A 22,794-nucleotide genomic window follows, 5' to 3' on the forward strand; every position below is an offset into this window, starting at 1 on the left:
ACATTTTTTGTTGTTAAAATTTCCCAAAAGTAAAAGCAGAAAAATAAGTTTTTGCTATTTTTGGCTTTCACAAACTTTCAATTTTCAGACTATGCCGCACAGAAATGACTCGGGTATCGATATTATAGATTTGAGCAACGCCAAAATTGTACAGAAAAACTTCACAGTCCTGAATGATGTGGATCTTCATATCAAGAAAGGAAAATTCTGTTACCTAATAGGAAAAACCGGTTCTGGAAAAAGCTCGCTTCTGAAAGTTCTCTACGGACAGCTCCCTCTGCAAGGCGGAAGCGGACAGGTTGCCGGTTTTGATCTTCAAAAACTGAGACAGTCCGATGTTCCGAACCTGCGAAGAAAACTTGGAATCGTTTTCCAGGATTTTCAGCTATTGCCGGACAGAAATATCGAAAAAAATTTGCTATTCGTTTTGCAGGCAACCGGATGGAAAGACAAACACAAAATGGAAGCAAGAATCGATGAAGTCCTTTCCAGCGTTGGGATGAAAACCAAAAAGCACAAAATGCCCCATCAGCTTTCCGGTGGCGAGCAACAACGTGCTGCGATTGCAAGAGCATTACTGAATCACCCGGAACTGATTCTCGCTGATGAGCCTACAGGAAACCTGGATCCCGAAACGTCCAATGACATCATGACACTTCTGAAAAACCTTGCCGAGGAAAACCATTGTGCCGTTGTGATGGCGACACACGACTACCATATGATTCAGAATTATCCAGGTGAAGCTATCAGATGTGAAAACGGGCAGGTTTCAGTTTTGGATACTGCGGAATTGTTTGAATAATAAAATTCAGATATTAGATTAATTATAAATATAAAACCTTTTTGAATTTTTCAGAGAGGTTTTTTCTGGAATAAATGAAAATCTTTTGTCAGCTCAAGATATTCATCGGAATAGACCCTTGGTGCTTTTTCTATGATGAAATTTTCTTCTTTAATTTCCGGTTTATGATAGGAATATTCTAAAACTGCTCTTTTCGGTTCAGCAGTTTCAATTCCCTTGATACTCACCTTTCTTTTAAGATATAAATTATTTTCAAGACAAATATTGGTAAATTGTTTTTCAGAATCGACCGGAATGATCACAGAAAACAAACCTGTTTCGGAAAGCAGTGCTGAAGTTTTTTGAATCAAATCAGAAAAATCCAATTTCAGTCTTTGTCTCGCCAAAACATCTTTACCCGAATTATTGACTTCAAAATAAGGCGGATTCGAAATTATCAAATCAAATTTTTCCTTTGTTACGAAATTCCTAAAATCCTGTAAATTAGCCTGGATTCTATCAAAAAAAGGAGAATTGGAGAAATTATTTTTAGAAATACTAACCGCTTCGGAATTGATATCAATTGCCAGAATACGGGCGTCGGGATTTCTTTGAGCAAGCATCAGGGAAATAATTCCGGTTCCGGTTCCGACTTCCAGAATTGACTCTGCATTAGCAACATCTGACAAAATACCCAAAAGAACAGCATCTGTCCCGACACGGAAAACAAGAGAATCCTGCTGAACATCAAACTGTTTAAAACGAAAAGGCTTCATTTACAAATTTGAAGGCATTGAAATTGTAAAAACCGCACCTTTATCCACCTCAGAAACCACTGTTATGCTACCGTTATAATCTTCCACCATTCTTTTGACCATTGTAAGCCCGATTCCCATTCCGCTGCTTTTGGAAGTGAAATTCGGGTCAAAGATTTTATCTAATTTATCCTCAGGAATTCCGATTCCATTATCATTAACCGTTATTTTTATTCGCTTTTCAATTTTTTCCAGATCTACATTGATAACGGATTTTCTGTCATCCGATTTTGCCTGGCTGGCGTTCGTTACAAGGTTGATAATGATCCTTGCCAGATAATCCTTGTCGATCTTCATCATAATATGATCATGACTGGCATGAACAAAGATATTTTCATCACTGAAGATCGTCAGCACATTCCTGATTTCCTTGTTAAGAATGATTTCCTCATCATTCCTCTTAGGCAATTGTGCAAATTCCGAAAAAGCAGTTGCCACCCTGCTGATGACTTCTATCTGTCCGATAATCACTTCGCTAAGATTTTTCACTTTCGTTTCGTTGTTCGGATCGTTCGCATCAAATTTCCTTTCAAAATTCTGCATCATCAACTTCATTGGCGTCAAAGGATTCTTCACCTCATGTGCCACCTGCTTCGCCATTTCCTGCCAAGCCGATTGTTTTTCTATATAGCTCAGTCGTTCACGTTGGTCGGCGATCTCAGAGATCATTTTATTATAAGCCTTCACCAATGCATTCAGCTCATCGTTTTTATAATACCGGATCGGCTGCAGATTTTTATCAAAAAGATTTATCCTGCTGATCATGGATGTAAAACGGGTGATTGCTTTCGTCAGATTATTGGAAATAATCCAGCTGAGCCAGATACTGAAAAGTACAATCAATATGTTAACGCCGATGATGTATGCAAAATAATGCTTGAAAACCACCATGTAAGCACTTTCGTTGTGGTAATACGGAAAATAAACATAAGCTACGTTTTCCAGCATATTGTTTTTCAGAACCATATAAGAAGAGATGATGCTGGCTTTCAGGTTTTCATCATAAGATTTGTCATCATATTGCTTCCCATTTTTGCGGATGGCTTTTATGACCTCAGCAGGCATTTTTTTCTGAGCCACCAGATTAGGTTCCTTGTTAGAAAGAAGATAATTACCATCCAGATCATAGATAATGATATCGTGCTTATTGATATCAGCGATCTCATAGATTTTGTTTTCCAGAATCCTAGGGATATCTCCCGTTTTCACCTGAGAATGGCTGAGCGCATAATCCAGAGACGACATTAGAGCCTCAGATTTATTCTGCATATCTGTCCTGCTCTGGTCCTTTGCATTATTTCGTAAAATAATGAATGACAAAACCGCCGAAGTAATAATACTCAGGAAACATATTGCCAGAAATCCTACGAAAACCCTGTTTCTTAACCGGTAACCTTTATAATCACTAAATGACATTTTGCTTTTTCAAAAGTTTCGCAACGTACTTCCCGATGATGTCGAATTCCAGATTCACCACATCACCGCGCTTCAGATGCTTCATATTTGTAAACTCCCAAGTATACGGAATAATTGCTACAGAAAATTGATTTTCTGCACTTTCCGCAACGGTAAGACTGGTTCCGTTCAGTGTGACAGAACCTTGAGGAACCGTTGTATATTCAGGAGATTCTTCGTAAGAAACTGTAATGATATAACTTCCGTTCAGGTTTTCTATATGTTTCACCATACCTGTTTTATCCACATGACCCTGAACCACATGTCCGTCCAGCCTTCCTTCGAATTTCAAACACCGTTCCAAATTAACTTCCGTTCCTACATTCCAATGCCCGAGATTCGTTTTTTCAAGCGTTTCGCTGATTGCCGTAACTTTATATTCATTCCCGTTGATTTCCACCACTGTCAGGCAGCAACCGTTGTGTGCCAGGCTTTGATCAATCTTCAGCTCCTGTGTAAACGGGCAGCTTAGCGTGAAATCAATATTGGTTTCATTTCTCTCGATTTTTTCAACTTTTCCTGTTGCTTCAATGATTCCTGTAAACATTTTATGTCATGTTTTTTTTTAAATATTTTCAGGAGCTTTCTCCCGCTTTCCACTGTATCTTTTTTCTCCGCCAATGCTTTTTCCAAAGCCAGAAAAAAAAGGATGCCGCTGCAATCGGGGCTATGAACTTTGCTCATTAAAAACACTTGACTTAGTATATTGAGCAAAGAATAGTTATAAAAACAACCTAAAAAGCTTAAATTTGTAAAATTCTTTTAAACGTCAAAGATAAACAAATGAGCTCCAAACACCATAAAATCAGAGTAGGAATTTCAATCGGCGATTTCAATGGCATCGGTCCGGAAATCATCCTGAAATCTCTGAAAGACAAAAGCATCACAGATTTTTTCACGCCAGTTATTTTTGGTTCAGGAAAACTGTTTACTTATCAGAAAAACGTTTTCAAACTGCAGACCAACTTCAATTACATCAACGATGCAAAAGAAGCTCAGGGCGGAAAGATCAACATGGTCAATCTTATTAAGGAAAACAGCAACGTAGAATTCGGAGTTCCGACAGAAGAATCCACCAGGCTGGCAATCGCATCACTCGAGGCGGCAACAGAAGCACTTATGAATCAGGAGATTGATGTTCTGGTGACTGCACCGATCAACAAGGATGAAATGATGAAATATGGTTTTGTACACGCAGGACACACCGGTTATTTTGAAGAAAAGGCACAAAAAAAGGCCGTGATGTTTATGGTTACCGATGAGTTGAAAGTGGCTGTTTCCACACATCATATTCCGGTTTCCGAAGTGGCGCAAAACATCACAAAAGAAAAAATTAAAAAACAGGTTAAGCAGCTTGTTGCGACATTAAAAGAAGATTTCTGTGTAGAAAAACCAAAAATTGCTGTTCTGGGGCTCAATCCGCACGCTGGAGACGGCGGTGTAATCGGTAAAGAAGAAATCGAAATTATCGACCCAACCATCAAAGAATTGTTCAATCAGGGCATTATGGCGTTCGGGCCTTATCCGGCAGACAGCTTTTTCCAGCCGGAAAAATATAAGGCCTTTGATGCAGTTCTGGCCATGTATCACGACCAGGGACTCACACCGTTCAAAACGATTGCTTATGAAGAAGGCGTCAACTACACAGCGGGCTTGCCTTTTATCAGAACTTCGCCGGATCATGGTGTTGCTTATGACATCGCCGGGAAAAATCTGGCAGACGAAACTTCTTTTTCCGAAGCGATTTTTACAGCCATCAACATTTTCAGGAACAGAAATGAATATCGCGATCTGACAGAAAACAGGCTTCGCCCGAAGGCAATGCATGCAAATAATGACGTAGATGAAGACCTGCCAACCGAAGCAGAATAGAAATAAAATTCTGGAAGTAAATTTTTGCAATTCAAGTATTTCCAAAAACATTTTGTTATTTCAAAAAATTAAATTATTTTTGCACACCATTTTTTATGGACAGATTTAGAAACTACGATATTGCTTTTTCTGGTCTCAAAACCGGAAAGCATGATTTCAAATTTGAAATCAATCAGGCGTTCTTTGATTTATTTGAGACTGAACAAGAGTTTTTCAAACCAAAAATCAATGTAAATGTTCTTTTGGACAAGCACACGACATTTTTGGAATTCTATATTGATGTTTCAGGAACCGTTCAATTGATTTGCGATATCAGCAATGATGAATTTTCTGAAAATATTGAGAACGATCTGAAAGTTCTTGTAAAATTCGGGGAAGAATATGATGACAGCAATGAAGATATTATCACGATTCCACAAAAAGACAGCGAGTTCAACATTGCAAATCTTGTATATGAAACAGTGGTTTTATCGATCCCGATGAAAAAGGTGGCGCCGTCTGTAAGAGATAATGATGAGTATGAAAAGCTGCTGGAAAAATACAGTCCCAAACCAATCGAAGAAGAGACGGAAGAAAGCACAGATCCCAGATGGGAAGCTTTGAAAAAATTAAAAGACAACAATTAAGAAATAACAATATAATTCGTCAGAATTTTTAAAATTATTAACAATGGCACATCCTAAAAGAAGACAGTCGTCTACAAGAAGAGATAAAAGAAGAACTCACTACAAAGCTGTAGTTCCTCAATTGGCAAAAGATGCAACGACTGGAGAGTTGCACTTATTCCACAGAGCACACTGGCACGAAGGAAAACTTTATTACAAAGGAAAAGTTGTATTAGAGAAAACTGTAGAAACAACAGAAGAAAACTAAGATCTATCTTTGATAGTCTTATACTTAGCATAAAAAACCACTCGGATTTTATCAATTTGAGTGGTTTTTTATTATATTTGGCGTTCAAAACAATTTAAAAATTTTATGGATATAAAAGACATTCAGAATCTTGTAAGATTTGTTGCAAAGGCAGGTGTTTCCGAAGTAAAGTATAAAAACAAAGACTTCGAAATCTATATCAAAACTCCGCTTGGAGGCGAAGCTGTAAGTTATTTAACTCCACAAGTTGCTTACCAAGCTCCTGTTTCTGCACCAGTTGCAAATCCAGTTTCCGCTCCTGTTGCTAATTCTGAAGCATCGGCTTCTGCTGATGACAGCAAATACATCACTATCAAATCTCCGATGATTGGTACTTTCTACAGAAAGCCATCTCCGGACAAAGATGTTTTCATCAATGTAGGTGATTCGGTAACAGAAGGAAAAGTGGTTTGCGTTATCGAAGCGATGAAGCTTTTCAACCAGATAGAATCAGAAATCAGTGGAAAAATCGTAAAAATATTGGTAGAAGATTCTTCTCCGGTAGAATATGATCAACCTTTATTTTTGGTAGACCCATCTTAAGCAGTTTTAGATTAAAGATTATAAATTTTAAATGGAGATTTTCATTTAAAATAATTTAAAATTCAAAATTTATAATTTAAAATTTCTAGAAAGATGTTCAAAAAAATATTAATCGCTAACCGTGGAGAAATCGCTATGCGAATCCTGCGGACGGCGAAAGAAATGGGGATCAAAACTGTTGCAGTTTATTCTACGGCAGACAAAGACAGTCTTCATGTTCGTTTTGCAGATGAGGCAGTTTGCATCGGTCCTGCAATGAGCAAGGATTCCTATCTTAAAATCCCTAATATTATTGCGGCTGCAGAGATTACAAATGCAGATGCTATCCATCCTGGTTACGGTTTCCTTTCCGAGAATGCCAACTTTTCCAGAATCTGTGCTAAAAACGGCATCAAATTCATTGGAGCAACGCCGGAACAAATCGAGAAAATGGGTGACAAAGCTACGGCAAAAGCTACGATGAAAGCAGCCGGAATCCCTTGTGTTCCCGGATCTGACGGATTGATCGATTCTTATGAAGACGCTAAGAAAACAGCTAAAGAAATCGGTTATCCTGTGATGATCAAAGCGACTGCCGGTGGTGGTGGAAAAGGAATGAGAGCGGTATGGAAAGAAGAAGACCTGAAAGACCATTGGGATTCTGCAATTCAGGAAGCGGTTGCTGCTTTCGGAAATGGCGGAATGTACATGGAAAAGCTTATCGAGGAGCCAAGACATATTGAAATCCAGGTTGCCGGAGACCAATATGGCAAAGCTTGTCATCTTTCCGAAAGAGACTGCTCTGTACAAAGAAGAAATCAGAAACTGATTGAAGAAACGCCTTCTCCTTTCATGACGGATGAACTTCGTGAAAAGATGGGTGAAGCTGCGGTAAAAGCAGCAGAATTCATTGCATATGAAGGTGTGGGGACAATAGAATTTTTGGTGGATAAACACAGAAATTTCTATTTTATGGAGATGAATACCAGAATCCAGGTAGAACATCCAATCACTGAACAGGTTGTAGATTATGATTTGATTCGTGAGCAGATTTTGCTGGCTTCCGGAACGCCTATCAGCGGAAAAAATTATTATCCAAAAATGCATGCTATCGAATGCAGAATCAATGCTGAAGATCCTTATGCTGATTTTCGCCCATCTCCTGGTGTTATCAAAGGACTGAATATTCCTGGCGGACACGGTGTGAGAGTTGATACTCATGTTTATTCCGGCTATGCGATTCCGCCGAATTACGATTCCATGATTGCTAAACTTATTGTTACGGCCCAGACCAGAGAAGAAGCAATTGCAAAAATGAAGCGTGCTTTGGAAGAATTTTACATTGAAGGTGTGAAAACAACAATTCCTTTCCACAGACAATTGTTGGAAAACGAAGATTTCCTTGCCGGAAATTATACCACAAAGTTTATGGAAACTTTCGTGATGGATAAGAATTTTGATAATAATATCTAATAAATAAAATCCAAACAGATAAAATGCCTGACTTTTACAGTTAGGCATTTTTATTAGCTCTAATTGAAATCAAATTCATTATTTTTACAAAAAAATAAATATATGTCAACAGCAGTTCAGGAAAAGAATTCCCAATATTTCATCGACTTAGAAAATCAATACGGTGCGCACAATTACCACCCACTTCCCGTGGTTTTGGAAAAAGGCGAAGGCGTTTTTGTTTGGGATGTTGAAGGTAAGAAATATTACGATTTTCTTTCCGCTTATTCTGCTGTCAATCAAGGACATTCTCATCCAAAAATTGTAGAGGCTTTGGTCAATCAGGCTAAGAAATTGGCTTTAACTTCAAGAGCTTTTTATAATTCCAATCTTGGAGAATACGAAAAAAAAATCACGACTCTTTTTGGTTTTGATAAAGTCCTGCCAATGAATTCTGGTGCAGAAGCGGTAGAGACCGCTGTGAAACTGGCCCGAAAATGGAGTTACGAAGTCAAAGGAATTTCCGAAAATGCTGCAAAAATAGTAGTTTGTGAAAACAATTTCCACGGAAGAACAACGACGATAGTTTCTTTTTCTAACGATCCTGATGCGAACCAAAATTATGGACCTTTCACGCCTGGATTTGTAAAAATCCCTTATAATAATTTGGCTGCTTTGGAAGAAACACTAAAAAATGATACTCAGAATATTGCTGCATTTTTAGCAGAGCCCATTCAGGGAGAAGCAGGTGTTTATGTTCCTGATGAAGGCTTTTTGAAAGGGGCATCAGAACTTTGCAAAAAGTACAATGTCCTTTTCATAGCTGATGAAGTACAAACCGGGATCGCAAGAACCGGAAAACTAATTGCATGTCATCACGAAAATGTCCAGCCGGATATTTTAATTTTAGGAAAAGCCCTTTCCGGCGGGATGTATCCTGTGTCTGCAGTGTTGGCTAACGATGAAATTATGAATGTTATAAAACCTGGACAACACGGTTCTACTTTCGGAGGAAATCCGATTGCCTGTGCGGTTGCAATAGCTGCTTTGGATGTTGTGGAAGAAGAAAATTTATCTGAGTGTGCTGAGGAATTGGGACAATTATTCCGTTCTGAGATTGAGAAATTAATTAATAAAACAAATTTAATTACCAGAGTCAGAGGAAAAGGTTTGCTGAATGCTATCCTTATCAACGATACGCCGGACAGCAAAACTGCATGGAATCTTTGTGTTCAGCTGAAAGAAAATGGATTATTGGCTAAACCAACACACGGGAATATCATCAGACTTGCTCCGCCTTTGGTTATTACTGAAGAGCAGCTTTTGGATTGTGTAAAGATTATCGAAAAGACGATTTTAGAATTTCAAAAATAAAATGCAGCAGCTGAAAGAAAAGATAAGCGGACTGATCATCACTTTTAATGAAGAAAAAAACATTCAGGAAGTTCTTGAATGTTTTGACTTTTGTGATGAGATTATTATCGTAGATTCTTTCAGCACCGATAAAACTTTAAAGATCGCGGGGTCATTTCCGAAAGTAAAAATTATTCAAAACAAATTTGAAGATTTCACCAAACAAAGAAACATGGCTTTGGATGCTGCAAAAAATGACTGGGTGTTATTTTTGGATGGTGACGAGCGGATAACATCTCAATTACGGGAAGAAATTCTGGAAACCATGAACAACCCTAATGCAAAAGATGCTTATTATTTTTACAGGACGTTTTTTCTCGGAAATAAGAAAATCAATTTTTCCGGCACTCAGAATGATAAAAATTTCCGTCTGTTCAGAAAATCAAAAGCACATTATTCGGAAAATAAAAAAGTGCACGAGACTTTGGAAGTTAGTGGAACTGTGGGAATTTTCAAACATAAACTTCTTCATTATTCCTTTGAAAATTACGATCAATTCAAAAATAAAATGCTGTCCTATGGAAGATTAAAAGGACAGGAACTTGGATTGAAAGGGAAAAAATATTCTTTTATCACACAATGGAGCAAAGTTATTTTTAAATTTTTCAAAACTTACTTCCTGAAATTTGGAATTTTGGACGGAATCAACGGATTGAAAATCAGCTATCTCCAAAGTTTGTACGTGTATGAAACTTATAAAACTTTGAAAAATTAGATTTTCTGTAAATGTAAAATTTCACTTCCTGATGTAAACAGGTTTTTTATTCTTATAAAATCCATCGATAAAATTTTTAAGCTTTCTTTGAGTGCTCGATTCTTTAACCCTGATTGGAATTTGGGCTAAATCCATTTGTTTGATCCTTTCTATAATTTTGTCCAAAGAATAATCCTTCATAAAGATTTCTTTCAGAAAATGGCTGATAATTTGGTTCCACTCTGGCTTATTTCCCCAATAATGACCGATGACGTGATCTGCAGGTTTCAATGCTGAAAATTCATTTAATCCTAAAGAGAATGCAAATTGTTCTATCAGTCTTCTAGGTACGTTATCCGCACACATTGCATCATTAATACCTAAAGTTAAGCCGAGACAGTCGAAATGTTTTGGCGAAATACCAATCAATCCGGCATTCCACATTGTGGAATTTTCATCTATTTTGACATTGAAATAGGTTTTTTCTTTCATCTGAGACCACATTAGCCTTTCAGTTTTTGAAGAAAGTTTGGAAAGTTTCCCTTCTTCTACATGCATATAATTCTGTCCGTTTTTCATACCCTCACGCAAAGCATCCATTCTGTCATAAAAAAACGTATCGCCATCCAAATAGAGAATAGAATCCGATGGATATTTTTCGGCAACCAACTGAAGTGCTTTTATCTTCACCCTCCAAAAAAACTGGTATTTTCCTTCCCACTCTTTTATAAGTTCTCTGCTGATTGGTATGACCTCTATCTCATCCTGAAATGAATGGAATAATGATGGATCTTCTGCAACCACAATAATCCTGTCTTCGGTATTCTTGTGCGCAAAGGCTGTGTATGCTGAGAAATAGACTTGCTGATAATTGTCCATTTTATTGCCAAATACCAAATATATTATATTCATACCGATTGGAATTTCGTTTAAGAGTTTTGAAGATGATATTAATTTAATTCAACTTTATGCCAAATTTAATAAAAACAGTCAAGTCTCGATTTTTCGCTTGATATTTTTTTATTACATTTGACCTAAATATCCGGCAAGTATAGCCATTTAAAAATAAAAAAGGAATGATTTTTATTCAAATATAAATTTTTCTTCATCAAAAAATTCTCATGAATAATCATCCTCTGATAAGCTTGATCATCCCTTGTTATAATGCCGAACGGTCGTTAGAAAAATGCCTGGATTCTGTTACCCAACAATCATATAGTCATCTAGAAATCATCATTGTTGATGATGGTTCTACCGACAATTCTTCAAAAATATATGTAGAGTTCCAACGCAGAGATGAAAGAATAAAAATTTTCCACCAAAACAATTCAGGTGTTTCAAAAGCCAGAAATAGAGGCGTAAAAGCAGCGACTGGTGACTATATTTGTTTTGTGGATTCCGATGACTGGGTAGAACCGGATTATTGTGCAGAGCTATATCGCTTACTTCTTGATGAAAATGCTGACATTTCTATTATAGAAGCTTCTTATGAAGATGAAAAGGGAAATGTAGTTTTCTACAAACCGATTTCCGAAGAGAAAGTATTTGATGGAAAACAGGCTTTAGCTATTCTGTTGGAAGATGATGTCATACAAAGTCATCCATGGGGCAAATTATACAGGTCGTCTTTTTTTAAAAATGTGAACTTCCCGGAAAATCTCAAATGTTTTGAAGATTATTCGACACTTTTCAGGGTTTTTGATAAGGCTATGAAAGTTGTTAGATCCAATAAGAAGCTTTACCATTATATCCAGCATGAGGGTAGTCTTTCACACGATCTCTCTCCTGAGACTGCTTATTATTTTTATCTGGCAATCAGTGAGGTTTTCAAATTCTGGCAAAGCACAACAGACATCAAAAATGAGCCAAAGATTACAAAAAATATTATCCGGAAGCTATTGATGGTTCTCAAGCGCATTCTTCGTCAAACCAATAAAGAAGAAATGAGAATCGAAAAGGAAGAAATCCGACAGTTTTTCAAATCGCTTCTTAAATATTCTGTTGCAGAAATTGGTATAGAATACTATTTCTACCTGCGTTTGTATTACTACTATCCGAACTTATATACGAAATTAATTTCAAAATAGTATTTCTAATTGAACTTGTTTTGTGAATCATCCAGGCAAAATGTGGAAAAAGCAAGTCCAAATTATTTTTCAGCAGATTTCTTCTTAATTTTTGGCAAGAACAAAAGAAACAAGCTGATTAGCCATTTAAAAATCCGCCAGGCAACAGGATAGTTTTTGATATGCAAAACTTGTTTTATTCTTTTTGCCCGCATTTCTCTTGTCAATTCTGCATCGTCTCGGAATGCCGGAAAATATTTATTAAGTGTTGTTTCTCTTTCCTGAATATAAATCGGCAGATTTTCCACTTTTGCAGAGATACCCGAAAAATCATAATAACAGATAATTTCATTCAAATACTGAAAAGAAACATTGTGTAGACAAATCGTAAGAATAAAAAACTCCCAATCTGCACAAATTTTGTAGTCTTCATTATAATAAAAATAGTCGCTGAATAAAGATCTTTTGATAAAGGCAGCCTGATGGTTAAGCCCACCATCATAGAAGAAGCCAAAGGTTAATTTTTCAGGAACTTTTATAACTTTCCGGTAACCTGTGTCATTGAAGAAAACGGAATCTCCGTATAAAATACCGATATCAGAATCGAATTGGTTTTTTACCTTTTCCAGAACAGATTCATTATAAAAGAAATCGCCGCTATTCATAAATATGATGTAGTCGCCGGTAGACATCCTGATTCCTTTATTCATGGCATTATAGACACCAGAATCTTTTTCGGACACCCAATAATTTACCTGGTCATTTTGTTCAATCAGCTCCTTGCCACCATCGGTACTTCCGCCATCAATTACAATGAACTCAAAATCTTTCCAGGTCTGCGAACGGACAGAATCAAATGTTTTGACAAGTCCTTCCTTATTATTATAGTTTATCGTTAATATTGTTAATTTCATTCTTTTTATCTTCTATTGCTCCTCTGTAAACCTCTAAACACTGTTCCGCAGCTACTTTCCAATCGAATTTTTTCACCTGCTCTAATCCTTTTCCTGAGAATTGCGTTCTCATATCCTCATCATCTAATAACATCTTTATTTTTGTTCGCAGATCATCCTCTGACATACTATCAAAATATATACCTGCATCTCCGGCAACTTCCGGGAATGATCCGCTATCAGATAAAATTATCGGACAGCCACAAGCCATAGATTCTAATACGGGTATACCAAACCCTTCATATTGAGACGGAAATACAAAAAATTCTGCATTTTTGTAGAAGTGACCCAATTCATTTTCTTCAAAAGTCGTTTGCTTTATTTGTTTGCCCAAATCCAGTTTCTGTATAAAATTAATTTCTTCTTCACTAAATTCACCACCACCTGCGGCTAATAAAACCAGATCCGGATTTTCCTTTAAAATTGGATTTATAGCATTAACCAAAAGTTTAAAATTTTTATAATCTGCCCTGGATCCTACGTATAAAATATAATTCGCAGGTAAATTGACTTTAGTATTAACATCAATTTTTATAGAACTCCCGTGGTGAATCACATGAATTTTCTCCGGATCAAGATCAGGGAAGATGGCTAAAATATCTTTTTTTGTATTATGAGAAACTGCAATGATGCGGGTTGCTTTATAAATTAGTTTTTTTTTATTTTCTGTAACTCGATAAGGATCATCAGAAAAATACTGTGGAAATAATTCATGAATCATGTCATAAACAGTCAACACAAAGGGTTTTTCCGTAATTAAATCCAAAAAATAAGGATTATAATAGGTGGGGACAAAAACATCATAATTATTACCCTGACAAACTTGTGTTAAAAACTTCTCCGTTTTTTTCCTTCTAAGTGTTTTCGTACTTATTTTAAAAAATGAAAGAAGATCATAAACTGATGTCAGTAATTTATTTTTAGAAAGAAGATCTGTAGTTTTTAGATAAAAGTTATCTGTATAGTAAATTGGTAAAATAACCTGAATATCCTTTCTTTTCTTAATTTCAGAAAATATTTCAGTATAATATCTTGATATTCCACCATAAGTTTGCTGGCTAAAAATCTGCGGGTCTACTAAAATTTTCATCACACCTTTTTATAAAAATTAGAAATTTTATCATTTACAAAATCTAAGTCTGACGAACTGAAAGCCAATACATCAAAATAGAAAATTGTGGAATATTTATTATAAACCTGAGATCTGATGATATACTCATTCAATGTAACAATTTTGTCCAGAGAATTGGTAGTCATTACAAACGTCCCAAAATTATCAAATAAACTAAAATGTGTGAAACCGGCATCTTGCAAACGTTTTAATGAATCGGAATATTTTTCGCTCATTTCTTTTCTTTCGAAGGACTTGCTGGCATCATTATTTAAAAAAGTCTGCATTTCAAAAAATATAAATCTGGGTTTCCTGTTGATTAAATCTTTTGTGTCAGCTAAAGAATTCAGCACATCCCAGTCGAAGCCGTCCGTATCAACTTTGAGCAGATCGAATTGGTTGAGTTTGTCTGAAGGAACCATATCAAGTAAACCTTCAAAAGAAATTGCATTTTCTTCGATTTCTATCGAAGTATTCTTGTTAATTGATCCTGTAGAAGATGTTCCGTCTTTTTCAATTATGAAAGAACCCTTCTTAGTAGAAATAAACTTATTGACCCCTACAAAACGGTGCGTTAAACCATTATGTTGGATATTGGCAACACAATCTTCATAGAAATCAGAATCCGGCTCTGCGCCAACGATGAAACAATCATCGTTCTGATTAAATATCGCCAAAGCCGTATCCCCAACATTGGCTCCGATATCTATAATTAGTCCTTTAAAAAAGGAACCGAAATAAGGTAGAAATCTATCATAAAGAGGAAATTGCAGCTGATAAGCCTCAATCATATGATTCCCTCTAATCAACATCTTATATTTCCCAACCTGATATTCATTCTTTATATTAGCTTCTTTTGATTCCATTTTTTTCCTTGAAGAAGTAATATTTTTTAAAAAACTTAATTTTTTCATCATAATATTTTTAATATAAACTCAACTTCAATATTAAAATAAATATTGAATTGAAAAGTAAGTTTCATAAAAAAATTTACTTAATCCCAATTATACTCATCTTTTAAATCGAATATTATCATCTTCCCAAAATATGTTCCAGCCTGAACTTCTATGAAAACTACAGGCTTTCTCCCATGGTTATTCTCCGATTTCCAACATCGCTTTTATTTTAATCCGTAAAAGTACTATTTCGGAAAATATTAGCCAAATTCAAAAGGCGAACGCTCAGAATTTCTTAATTTTGCACCACAATTTTTTAGACATGAAAAAAGTAAGAGTGCGTTTTGCACCAAGTCCAACAGGAGCTTTACATTTAGGTGGTGTCAGAACAGCCCTATATGATTATCTTTTCGCAAAAAACCAGGGCGGAGAATTTGTCCTCAGAATAGAGGATACCGATACCGCAAGATATGTAGAAGGCGCAGAAGATTACATTATGAATTCATTGGAATGGTGTGGAATTATTCCAGATGAGAGCCCAAAAGTTGGCGGACCATATGCGCCTTACAGACAATCTGAAAGAAGAGATATTTATGACAGATACAAAGAGCAAATCCTGAAAACAGATTATGCTTATCTCGCCTTCGATACACCTGAAGAATTGGATACGATCAGAAATGACTTCGAAGCTAGAGGCGATGTTTTTGCCTACAATCATCAGACAAGACAACAATTGAGAAATAGTATTTCTCTTTCAGCTGACGAAGTTCAAAAATTGCTGGACGCGAATGTGCCTTATGTGGTTCGTTTCAAAATGCCGATGGATAGAATATTGAATCTCCAGGATATCATCAGAGGAAATTTCTCTGTAAATACCAATACGCTTGATGATAAGGTTTTAATTAAAAATGATGGAATGCCAACTTATCATTTCGCCAATGTTGTAGATGATTTTGAGATGAAAATCTCTCATGTTATCCGTGGTGAAGAGTGGCTGCCATCTATGCCTTTGCACGTTTTATTGTATGAAGCTATGAATTGGGAAGCTCCGGAATTTGCACATCTATCACTGATTTTAAAGCCGGAAGGAAAAGGAAAACTAAGCAAAAGAGATGGCGCAAAATTCGGGTTTCCGGTTTTCCCTATGGATTTCAAAGATCCCGAAAGCGACGAAATCTGGAAAGGCTACAAAGAATCCGGCTATTTCCCGGAGGCTTTTATTAATATGACCGCATTATTAGGATGGACGCCGGCAAACGACAGAGAAATTGTTTCTATGGATGAGATGATTGCCGAATTTGACCTTCACAAAGTTCACAAAGCAGGCGCAAGATTCGATCCGCAGAAAGCAAAATGGTTCAATCAGGAATACCTTAAACTTAAATCGGACGAAGCTGTTTTAGAATTATTAAAAGAAACGGACGAAGTAAAATCATCTGCTTTAACTGATGAAAAATTACTGAAAATCGTTTCATTGATGAAAGAAAGAGCAACTTTCGTGGCCGACATCTATAACGACGGAAAATTCTTTTTCGAAGCACCAGGTTCTTATGATGAAAAAGCAACTAAAAAAGCATGGAACGAAACAACTTCTGCAATTTTAAAAGATTTTTCCAAACATCTCGAAGCAGCTAACTTTGAACCTGATACGCTTAGAGAATCAATTCATCATTTTGCGGAAGAGCATTCTATTGGGATGGGAAAAATAATGATGCCGCTGCGCCTTGCGTTGGTCGGAGAACTGAAAGGCCCTGATGTTCCGGACATTATGAATATCATCGGAAAAGAAGAAACGCTTGCAAGAATCGAAAAAGCAATTAATTCGAATTAATTAGATAATTCAAAGCCATTTGTAAAAAAAAGATTATTTTTGAAACGGTTTAATCCAAACAGAATATGGAGTATTTAGAATTTGAGCAACCTGTAAAAGAACTGATCGACCAGTACGAAAAATGTGTACAGCTAGGTACAGAAAGCGGTATCGACGTGGATGAATCCTGCAAAAAGATCAAAACCAAAATAGAAGAAACTAAGAAAAAAATATACGGAAATCTCACGCCATGGCAAAGAGTACAGCTATCAAGACATCCGGACAGACCTTACACACTGGACTATATCAATGGCTTGACAGACGCAGGGAGCTTTGTAGAATTACATGGAGACAGAAACTTTGGAGATGATCCTGCCATGATTGGCGGAATCGCCAGCATCAGCGGAAATACTGTGATGCTGATCGGAACCCAAAAAGGCAGAACAACCAAAGAACGCCAGCACAGACGCTTCGGGATGTCTAATCCTGAAGGCTACAGAAAAGCCCTGCGACTGATGAAACTGGCAGAGAAATTTAATATCCCTGTAGTGACTTTTGTAGATACACCCGGAGCATATCCAGGTTTGGAAGCTGAGGAACGCGGACAGGGGGAAGCAATCGCCAGAAATATCTATGAAATGTGCCAGTTGAAAACGCCTATTATCACAATAATCATTGGTGAAGGAGCAAGCGGTGGCGCATTGGGAATCGGTGTCGGGAACAAAGTTTATATGTTAGAAAACACATGGTATTCCGTGATTTCTCCGGAAAACTGCTCTGCGATCCTTTGGAGAAGCTGGGAATACAAAGAAACTGCAGCCAATACAATGAAGTTGACTGGCGAAGATATGCTGAAACAAAAGCTGATTGACGATATCATTCCTGAACCGCTTGGTGGCGCCCATTATGATCCTGCTGCAACATTTGAGAATGTCAAGAAAGTTTTACTAAAAGACATCAAAACACTTTCTAAGTTACCTGTAGAAAAACTGGTTTCAGAAAGACAGGATAAGTTTATCGCAATGGGAGAATTCAAAGGATAAGCAATTTTGTAAGCATTAAAAAATCAACCCTTTCAGTTACTCTGGCGGGGTTTTTCTTTTACAATAAAAAATGGAAAACCTGATTAATGTCTGATGAACGCATTAATGGTATCAACTTTCTTTTTTGTTTCATTTTTTAATTTTATCTTCACATTCCTAAAATTTTTAATCAAATGAGCGTACATATCAGTGCAAAAAAAGGTGAGATTGCAAAGACGGTTCTGATGCCGGGCGATCCGTTAAGAGCTAAATATATTGCAGATAATTTTTTGACCGATGTCACTTTGGTCAGTAAAACCAGAAATGTTTTTTTCTTTACTGGAAAATACAAAGGAAAAGAAATCACCGTCGGAGCAAGCGGAATGGGCTTCCCAAGTATCGGGATTTATTCTTACGAACTTTTTACAGAATATGAGGTTGACACAATCATCCGGATCGGAACTTGTGGAGCTTATGCCACAGATTTGAAATTATTTGATATCCTGAATGTAGAAAAAGCAGCAAGCGAAAGTACCTATGCAAAATTTGCATGGGAAATCGAGGAAGAAGCAATTTCTAATCAGGGAGATGCGTTTGATAAAATAAATCAGACCGCTTCCGAACTAAACCTGAATGTGAAATCTACCAACATCCATTCCAGCGATATCTTCTACAGAAAAAACCCGACCGTTCCTGCAATTGCTGAGAAATATAACTGTCTGGCTGTAGAAATGGAAGCGTTTGCGCTGTTTGCAAATGCAAAATACCTTGGAAAAAATGCTGCAACGATACTGACTGTATCCGACATCATCCCAACAAAAGAGGAGATATCTGCCGACCAGAGAGAACAGGCACTTAGAACAATGATGGAGCTGTCTCTGGAAACAGCACTGAAATATTAATTCAGCACAGACATCAAATAAAAAATGCTTCCGATTTGGAAGCATTTTTTATTTATAAATAACGAAATTTATTTTTTAATCACTTTCACAGTATTGCTTTCTGTTTCTGAACTCACTTTCAAAACATAAGTTCCGTTAGTTAACTGGCTCATATCCAAGGAAGTTTTACTGACACCATTATTCAGATCAAAATTTCTGATTAATTGTCCTGCTGCATTATAAACTTCTACTTTCTTCAGACTGGAATTTTTAGTATTCTGTATGGTTACAAATCCAGACGTGGGATTAGGAAATACTGTTATTCCATTTTGCTTCTGAATATCCTCAACGGCAAGTGTGCTGCAGTTATAGATATACAATTCATCCAGATACCAGCCGTCAAGACCGTTGCAGCCATCGGTTCCAAACTCGAAACGAAATTTAATATTAGAACCGGAAACTGCGCCGAGTTTTGAAAGATCGATCACACTCTGTCCCCAGCTTCCGCTCAGTGAGCCTCCATCAGTCCCTGTAAAAGCACGTTGCCCTTTCAAAGGATTATTGCTGTTGGAAGTTCCGTCCAGCACATTGTTAAATCTGTTTTGTGTGAAGGCTGTGATCGGAACCAATATCCAGTTCCCACCGTTCAGACTGTACTTTATATTCCCGCCATCCCAGGTTGATTCTGTTGCAACATAATGATTGAATGCCATTTCGTACTTACCGCCGGAAAAAGTCGGGATGTTGATTAGCGGACTTTCCAGACGAAGAATCCCGTTCTGCAAATTGGCATTACAGTCTCCGTTTACAGGGTCTATTGCAAATATTGCCTTTCCGGCTCTACCTTTTGGCAGATTACTGATTATTGTCCAGTCTCTGTTTTCCCAGGTTGATGGTTTTGAAGGGATATTGGTAATCGCCCAGTTTCCTGAACCGTTTTCCCAATCCTCTTTGAACAACGGGTTGGAAGTCGCATTAGCACAAAGATCCGGCGTCTCTGCCAAGATCGGAACATAGTTACACTGGGTTACAGGAGAAGACTTTAATTGGACTGCCAGTATCCCGTTTTTAAGGCTCAGAATATCAGCTGCTGTAATGCTCTGTCCGCTGAGACCTGCAGAAGTGACTGTTGTTGAAAGACCTTGAAGATTAATCCCAAGCAGATCACTTGCCGAAGCTTCCAAAGCATCTGCAAAATTTGTAAAATCACTGGTGGATGTCAGATAAATATTCTGTGCTCTCCACCAAATATGTGCAGCTTTGATCAATCCCATTCCGGTCATTGTGTAGCCGTTATAAGTTCCACCATCTACAAGCAGAGCATACAAATGGTTGGTTACTCCCGAGTTGGTATGGACGCCTCCACTGTCAGCAGTTCCGCAGAAATAATAATCCGTATCCAATACTTTTGCAGGATCTCCGTTACAATTAGGATTCCACATATCACGGATCGCACCACCAAAAGCAGTAGCATCTTCTCCCATTTTCCATCTCATAGATCCTGAACAGGAAGCGGTCGTCCTTACACTCAGATTTTCCCCTTCATCTTCATAATTATTTATAAGATCAATGGTTTCTCCCCAAACATCGGAATAAGACTCGTTCAGTGCACCTGACTGATATTGATAGATTAATCCGCTGGTATATTCTGTGTAAGCGTGTCCCCACTCGTGCGCTATAACATCATCAGTTGCCGTTCCGTCACAGTATCCTGCGTAAGTGCCGTTCCATCTTGCGTTCGGGCAATTGATTGTCGGATCATTATTGACTGTAATCATTGTATGATCCTGGGAATCATAAGAAACATAACCAAAAGCATTTTTAAAAAAGTTATAAACGTGCTCAGATGTTGTCACTTCGTTCTGTTGCCATTTGCTAAGAGTTCCGGGGAAAGTATCGCCTTCTTTCCACTTCAGGTTGGAAGCGTTAGTGTTGGTTTCATAAAGGTTTCTGTCGATGGGATGAATTCCTGTGAACTGATCCACTAACTCTCCCGTGTGCGCATTGATAAATAAAAACTCCCTTACATCTTTTTTATTAGTGACTTCTATCTCATAAGCCAGATATGGAACAACACTGCCTCCCTGTGCCAGATACTTTGGGAATATCAGAAGATTGGTCTTTGCCGCTTCCAGAGGCGTATTGGACATATTCAGATTTTGGTTATCAACCATGCTTTTTGCTATACGTTCTGCTTCTTGCGGATTGATATCCGGCGTCGTATTGACTTTAATATTAGAAATTGCATTGCCGTTTACAGATGTCAGTTCTTCTTTTTTATTAAAATGTAGTTTGAGAACACCATCATACACGGGAACACCCTGATGCTCCTGTCTGTAAATAACACTTTTCAATCCATAATTATCCGTCTTTTCTGCAACAAAAACAAGATCGTTAACAGATCTTAGATTGAATGCCTGAAAATTCTGCGCAAGGAATTCTACTGCTTTTGCTTTAGCTCCGGAAGATTTCAGTTGAGGCGCATTTCCAAAATGTATAAAATTGGGATTGGAAGTACTGTTACTGATTGTAACATTGGCGTTCGTTTCTTGTTTTAGCTTAGATAATGCCTTAGATTCTTGTGCAAATCCACACACATAAGCCAGCACAATTGCTAGTGATAGAGTTTTCTTCATTTCAATATTTAATTGATGACAAATATAACTATTATTTTGTGCGTCAAAATCAATAAAACTCAAATAAAAGTGTTAAATCTTTAAAAACCCAGTCCGGAAACCATCATCTGAAGCTGCGCCTTGGTATCGATCACAACAGTAATATATTTTTCCGACAACAAAAACTGAGAAGGCCTGAGATCAATGACATTTCCCTGTAGACGGATGCCTTTATAATATTCTTTATTAAAGCTATCGGTTAGGCTTTTCCTTGAAGAATTTTCAATATCCAGAAGCGGAATCCCGTAATCCTTCTCTATCATCTTTCTGATTTTTCCTTCAAACAGAACAGTCAGCGCTTTCTGAAATATATTCCTGGTTTTCAGATTAAAATCCGTGTCAGTTAAAGTTATTTTATGATTAACAGCATCATAAACCGGTTTGCCTTTTATAAAAGCCGTTCCGTTGACACCGCCTTCGGTTTTCACCTCAATAACAATTTTTTCCTTCTCAGGATAAACCAGAATATCATTCACCTTCACCTTATTTTTTTCGCTGTTCAAAGGAAATTCCTTATTCATAAACTGCTTTCTCGCAATTTTTGTAGCTTCATCAAAGCTGATATTAGCTGTGGTCTGCAGACTGAATATACTCGGCAAATCCGGTCTCTGAAGGAAGTTAGGGATTGTATTGACGTCTTTTGTCGCAAGTGGAATCTGCCCAACAAAAGTTTCAGAATACAGATCAACGCCAATTGTCATCTTGATCTTATCCTGAAAAACCTGCAGCGGTGACATGTAAATATTCTGAGGCGAGATCTTCAGCCATGTATTATAGTCTTCCGAAATATTGATCGGCTTGGAAAACTGATTCCAGGCCGTCACCAGATATGGCTGTAGGTTGAACTGTGATTTGATCTGATCATCAATAATCTTCGTGAATTTACCCTGTTGCTCTTTAAGAGTAGATTCAATAAAAGGAGCAATCGGAATCTTGATCTTGCCATAGTCCAGAACCGGTTTCTGGGTCCAGACAAAACCTGCAGTTGTTGTTTTGGTGCTCAGTTTCCAGTCCTGTGTTGCAGCCAGGCTGGTAATAAAATTCATTATCAGGTTAAGATTGGTATCCTTGTACATATAATAGCCCAAGGTTCCATAGCCTTTTTCCGCCCAGATTTTAAGCGGCACAGAGATCATGAGCCTGTTATTAGCCAATGCTTTTATAGCGATATTTCCTTGCTTTTCTACCTTTACCCTGAACTGGTCGTTATTGTTATCCGTATAAGATTGATCTTCGTAGAGCACGCCTTTTACCGATTGATTGATAAGATTGTTGATTTCCGAAACCGGAAGTAAAACCGGAAGCGTGATTCCGGATTTGATTTTGGGCAGTGTATAAACCGGATTCTCTTTTTGGGCAAAAGCCGGGATTCCGGAAATAAGAAAATATATGATATGGATAGTCTTAACTATTTTCATAAATGTTTAAATAAAAATATGAACGCTAAATTAATTGTTTTATTTA

At 37.2% G+C, this 22,794-nt stretch carries 21 protein-coding genes; 12 read left to right on the top strand and 9 right to left on the bottom strand.

The features are described from left to right. Positions 1-91: 91 nt before the first annotated feature. A complete protein-coding gene (locus BUA97_RS05415; protein WP_072996795.1) occupies positions 92-802 on the top strand; it encodes a cell division ATP-binding protein FtsE in 711 nt (236 codons plus the stop codon). A 50-nt stretch (positions 803-852) separates the two neighbouring features. On the opposite strand, the gene BUA97_RS17115 is transcribed toward BUA97_RS05415, so the two are convergent. From BUA97_RS17115 to BUA97_RS05430, 3 genes are read right to left on the bottom strand one after another with little or no spacing between them, the layout of a single operon-like run. Next, positions 853-1,557, bottom strand: coding sequence for a tRNA1(Val) (adenine(37)-N6)-methyltransferase (locus BUA97_RS17115; RefSeq protein WP_072996796.1), 705 nt, complete (start codon positions 1,555-1,557; stop codon positions 853-855). Further along, complete coding sequence (locus BUA97_RS05425; RefSeq protein WP_072996797.1) at positions 1,558-3,012, bottom strand: sensor histidine kinase; 1,455 nt, start codon at positions 3,010-3,012, stop codon at positions 1,558-1,560. Continuing rightward, positions 3,002-3,598, bottom strand: a complete 597-nt coding sequence (locus BUA97_RS05430; protein WP_072996798.1) for a riboflavin synthase — start codon at positions 3,596-3,598, stop codon at positions 3,002-3,004. Before BUA97_RS05430 ends, BUA97_RS05425 begins: the two co-directional genes overlap by 11 nt. Before the next feature lie 236 nt (positions 3,599-3,834). On the opposite strand from BUA97_RS05430, the gene pdxA reads away from it, so the two are divergent. The 7 genes from pdxA to BUA97_RS05465 all read left to right on the top strand — a co-directional run bounded on the left by pdxA (position 3,835) and on the right by BUA97_RS05465 (position 9,937). Next, positions 3,835-4,923: a 4-hydroxythreonine-4-phosphate dehydrogenase PdxA gene (gene pdxA, locus BUA97_RS05435; protein WP_072996799.1), complete on the top strand. Its 1,089-nt coding sequence runs from the start codon at positions 3,835-3,837 to the stop codon at positions 4,921-4,923. A 95-nt stretch (positions 4,924-5,018) separates the two neighbouring features. Beyond that, a complete protein-coding gene (locus BUA97_RS05440) occupies positions 5,019-5,549 on the top strand; it encodes a YceD family protein (protein ID WP_072996800.1) in 531 nt (176 codons plus the stop codon). 43 nt (positions 5,550-5,592) lie between these two features. Continuing rightward, positions 5,593-5,796, top strand: a complete 204-nt coding sequence (gene rpmF, locus BUA97_RS05445; RefSeq protein ID WP_072996801.1) for a 50S ribosomal protein L32 — start codon at positions 5,593-5,595, stop codon at positions 5,794-5,796. Positions 5,797-5,901: 105 nt separating this feature from the next. Continuing rightward, the gene (gene accB / locus BUA97_RS05450) at positions 5,902-6,378 is read left to right on the top strand and encodes an acetyl-CoA carboxylase biotin carboxyl carrier protein (protein ID WP_072996802.1); all 477 of its coding nucleotides are present in this window, start codon (positions 5,902-5,904) and stop codon (positions 6,376-6,378) included. 93 nt (positions 6,379-6,471) lie between these two features. Further along, positions 6,472-7,830 (top strand): acetyl-CoA carboxylase biotin carboxylase subunit, encoded by a 1,359-nt coding sequence (gene accC / locus BUA97_RS05455; RefSeq protein ID WP_072996803.1) that lies wholly within the window; start codon positions 6,472-6,474, stop codon positions 7,828-7,830. Positions 7,831-7,932: 102 nt separating this feature from the next. After that, positions 7,933-9,183, top strand: a complete 1,251-nt coding sequence (gene rocD / locus BUA97_RS05460) for an ornithine--oxo-acid transaminase (RefSeq protein ID WP_072996804.1) — start codon at positions 7,933-7,935, stop codon at positions 9,181-9,183. Between the two features lies 1 nt (position 9,184). After that, positions 9,185-9,937, top strand: coding sequence for a glycosyltransferase family 2 protein (locus BUA97_RS05465; RefSeq protein WP_072996805.1), 753 nt, complete (start codon positions 9,185-9,187; stop codon positions 9,935-9,937). Between the two features lie 21 nt (positions 9,938-9,958). On the opposite strand, the gene BUA97_RS05470 is transcribed toward BUA97_RS05465, so the two are convergent. After that, complete coding sequence (locus tag BUA97_RS05470; RefSeq protein WP_072996806.1) at positions 9,959-10,828, bottom strand: calponin homology domain-containing protein; 870 nt, start codon at positions 10,826-10,828, stop codon at positions 9,959-9,961. Between the two features lie 209 nt (positions 10,829-11,037). Here BUA97_RS05470 and BUA97_RS05475 point away from each other — a divergent pair, with 209 nt between their 5' ends. Continuing rightward, complete coding sequence (locus tag BUA97_RS05475) at positions 11,038-12,003, top strand: glycosyltransferase family 2 protein (protein WP_072996807.1); 966 nt, start codon at positions 11,038-11,040, stop codon at positions 12,001-12,003. A gap of 62 nt (positions 12,004-12,065) precedes the next feature. Here BUA97_RS05475 and BUA97_RS05480 read toward each other — a convergent pair whose 3' ends face one another. Genes BUA97_RS05480 through BUA97_RS05490 form a run of 3 tightly spaced genes read right to left on the bottom strand, consistent with a single transcriptional unit; the run spans position 12,066 to position 14,912 of the window. After that, complete coding sequence (locus BUA97_RS05480) at positions 12,066-12,896, bottom strand: glycosyltransferase family 2 protein (protein ID WP_072996808.1); 831 nt, start codon at positions 12,894-12,896, stop codon at positions 12,066-12,068. After that, positions 12,865-14,025 (bottom strand): glycosyltransferase family 4 protein, encoded by a 1,161-nt coding sequence (locus BUA97_RS05485; protein ID WP_072996809.1) that lies wholly within the window; start codon positions 14,023-14,025, stop codon positions 12,865-12,867. Before BUA97_RS05485 ends, BUA97_RS05480 begins: the two co-directional genes overlap by 32 nt. Then, positions 14,025-14,912, bottom strand: a complete 888-nt coding sequence (locus BUA97_RS05490) for an FkbM family methyltransferase (protein ID WP_175546175.1) — start codon at positions 14,910-14,912, stop codon at positions 14,025-14,027. Before BUA97_RS05490 ends, BUA97_RS05485 begins: the two co-directional genes overlap by 1 nt. Positions 14,913-15,264: 352 nt before the next feature. Between BUA97_RS05490 and gltX the strand changes: the two genes are divergently transcribed. The 3 genes from gltX to deoD all read left to right on the top strand — a co-directional run bounded on the left by gltX (position 15,265) and on the right by deoD (position 18,676). Next, entirely contained in the window at positions 15,265-16,773 is a 1,509-nt protein-coding gene (gene gltX, locus BUA97_RS05495) for a glutamate--tRNA ligase (RefSeq protein ID WP_072996811.1), read from the top strand. Positions 16,774-16,838: 65 nt separating this feature from the next. Then, complete coding sequence (locus BUA97_RS05500) at positions 16,839-17,795, top strand: acetyl-CoA carboxylase carboxyltransferase subunit alpha (protein ID WP_072996812.1); 957 nt, start codon at positions 16,839-16,841, stop codon at positions 17,793-17,795. A gap of 173 nt (positions 17,796-17,968) precedes the next feature. Continuing rightward, a complete protein-coding gene (deoD, locus tag BUA97_RS05505) occupies positions 17,969-18,676 on the top strand; it encodes a purine-nucleoside phosphorylase (protein WP_072996813.1) in 708 nt (235 codons plus the stop codon). 68 nt (positions 18,677-18,744) lie between these two features. On the opposite strand, the gene BUA97_RS05510 is transcribed toward deoD, so the two are convergent. Then, positions 18,745-21,291, bottom strand: a complete 2,547-nt coding sequence (locus BUA97_RS05510; protein ID WP_072996814.1) for a M4 family metallopeptidase — start codon at positions 21,289-21,291, stop codon at positions 18,745-18,747. 80 nt (positions 21,292-21,371) lie between these two features. Continuing rightward, positions 21,372-22,748, bottom strand: coding sequence for a DUF4403 family protein (locus tag BUA97_RS05515; protein ID WP_072996815.1), 1,377 nt, complete (start codon positions 22,746-22,748; stop codon positions 21,372-21,374). Positions 22,749-22,794: the final 46 nt, after the last annotated feature.

The organism is Epilithonimonas mollis, from assembly GCF_900142325.1.
Taxonomy (GTDB): Bacteria; Bacteroidota; Bacteroidia; order Flavobacteriales; family Weeksellaceae; genus Epilithonimonas; species Epilithonimonas mollis.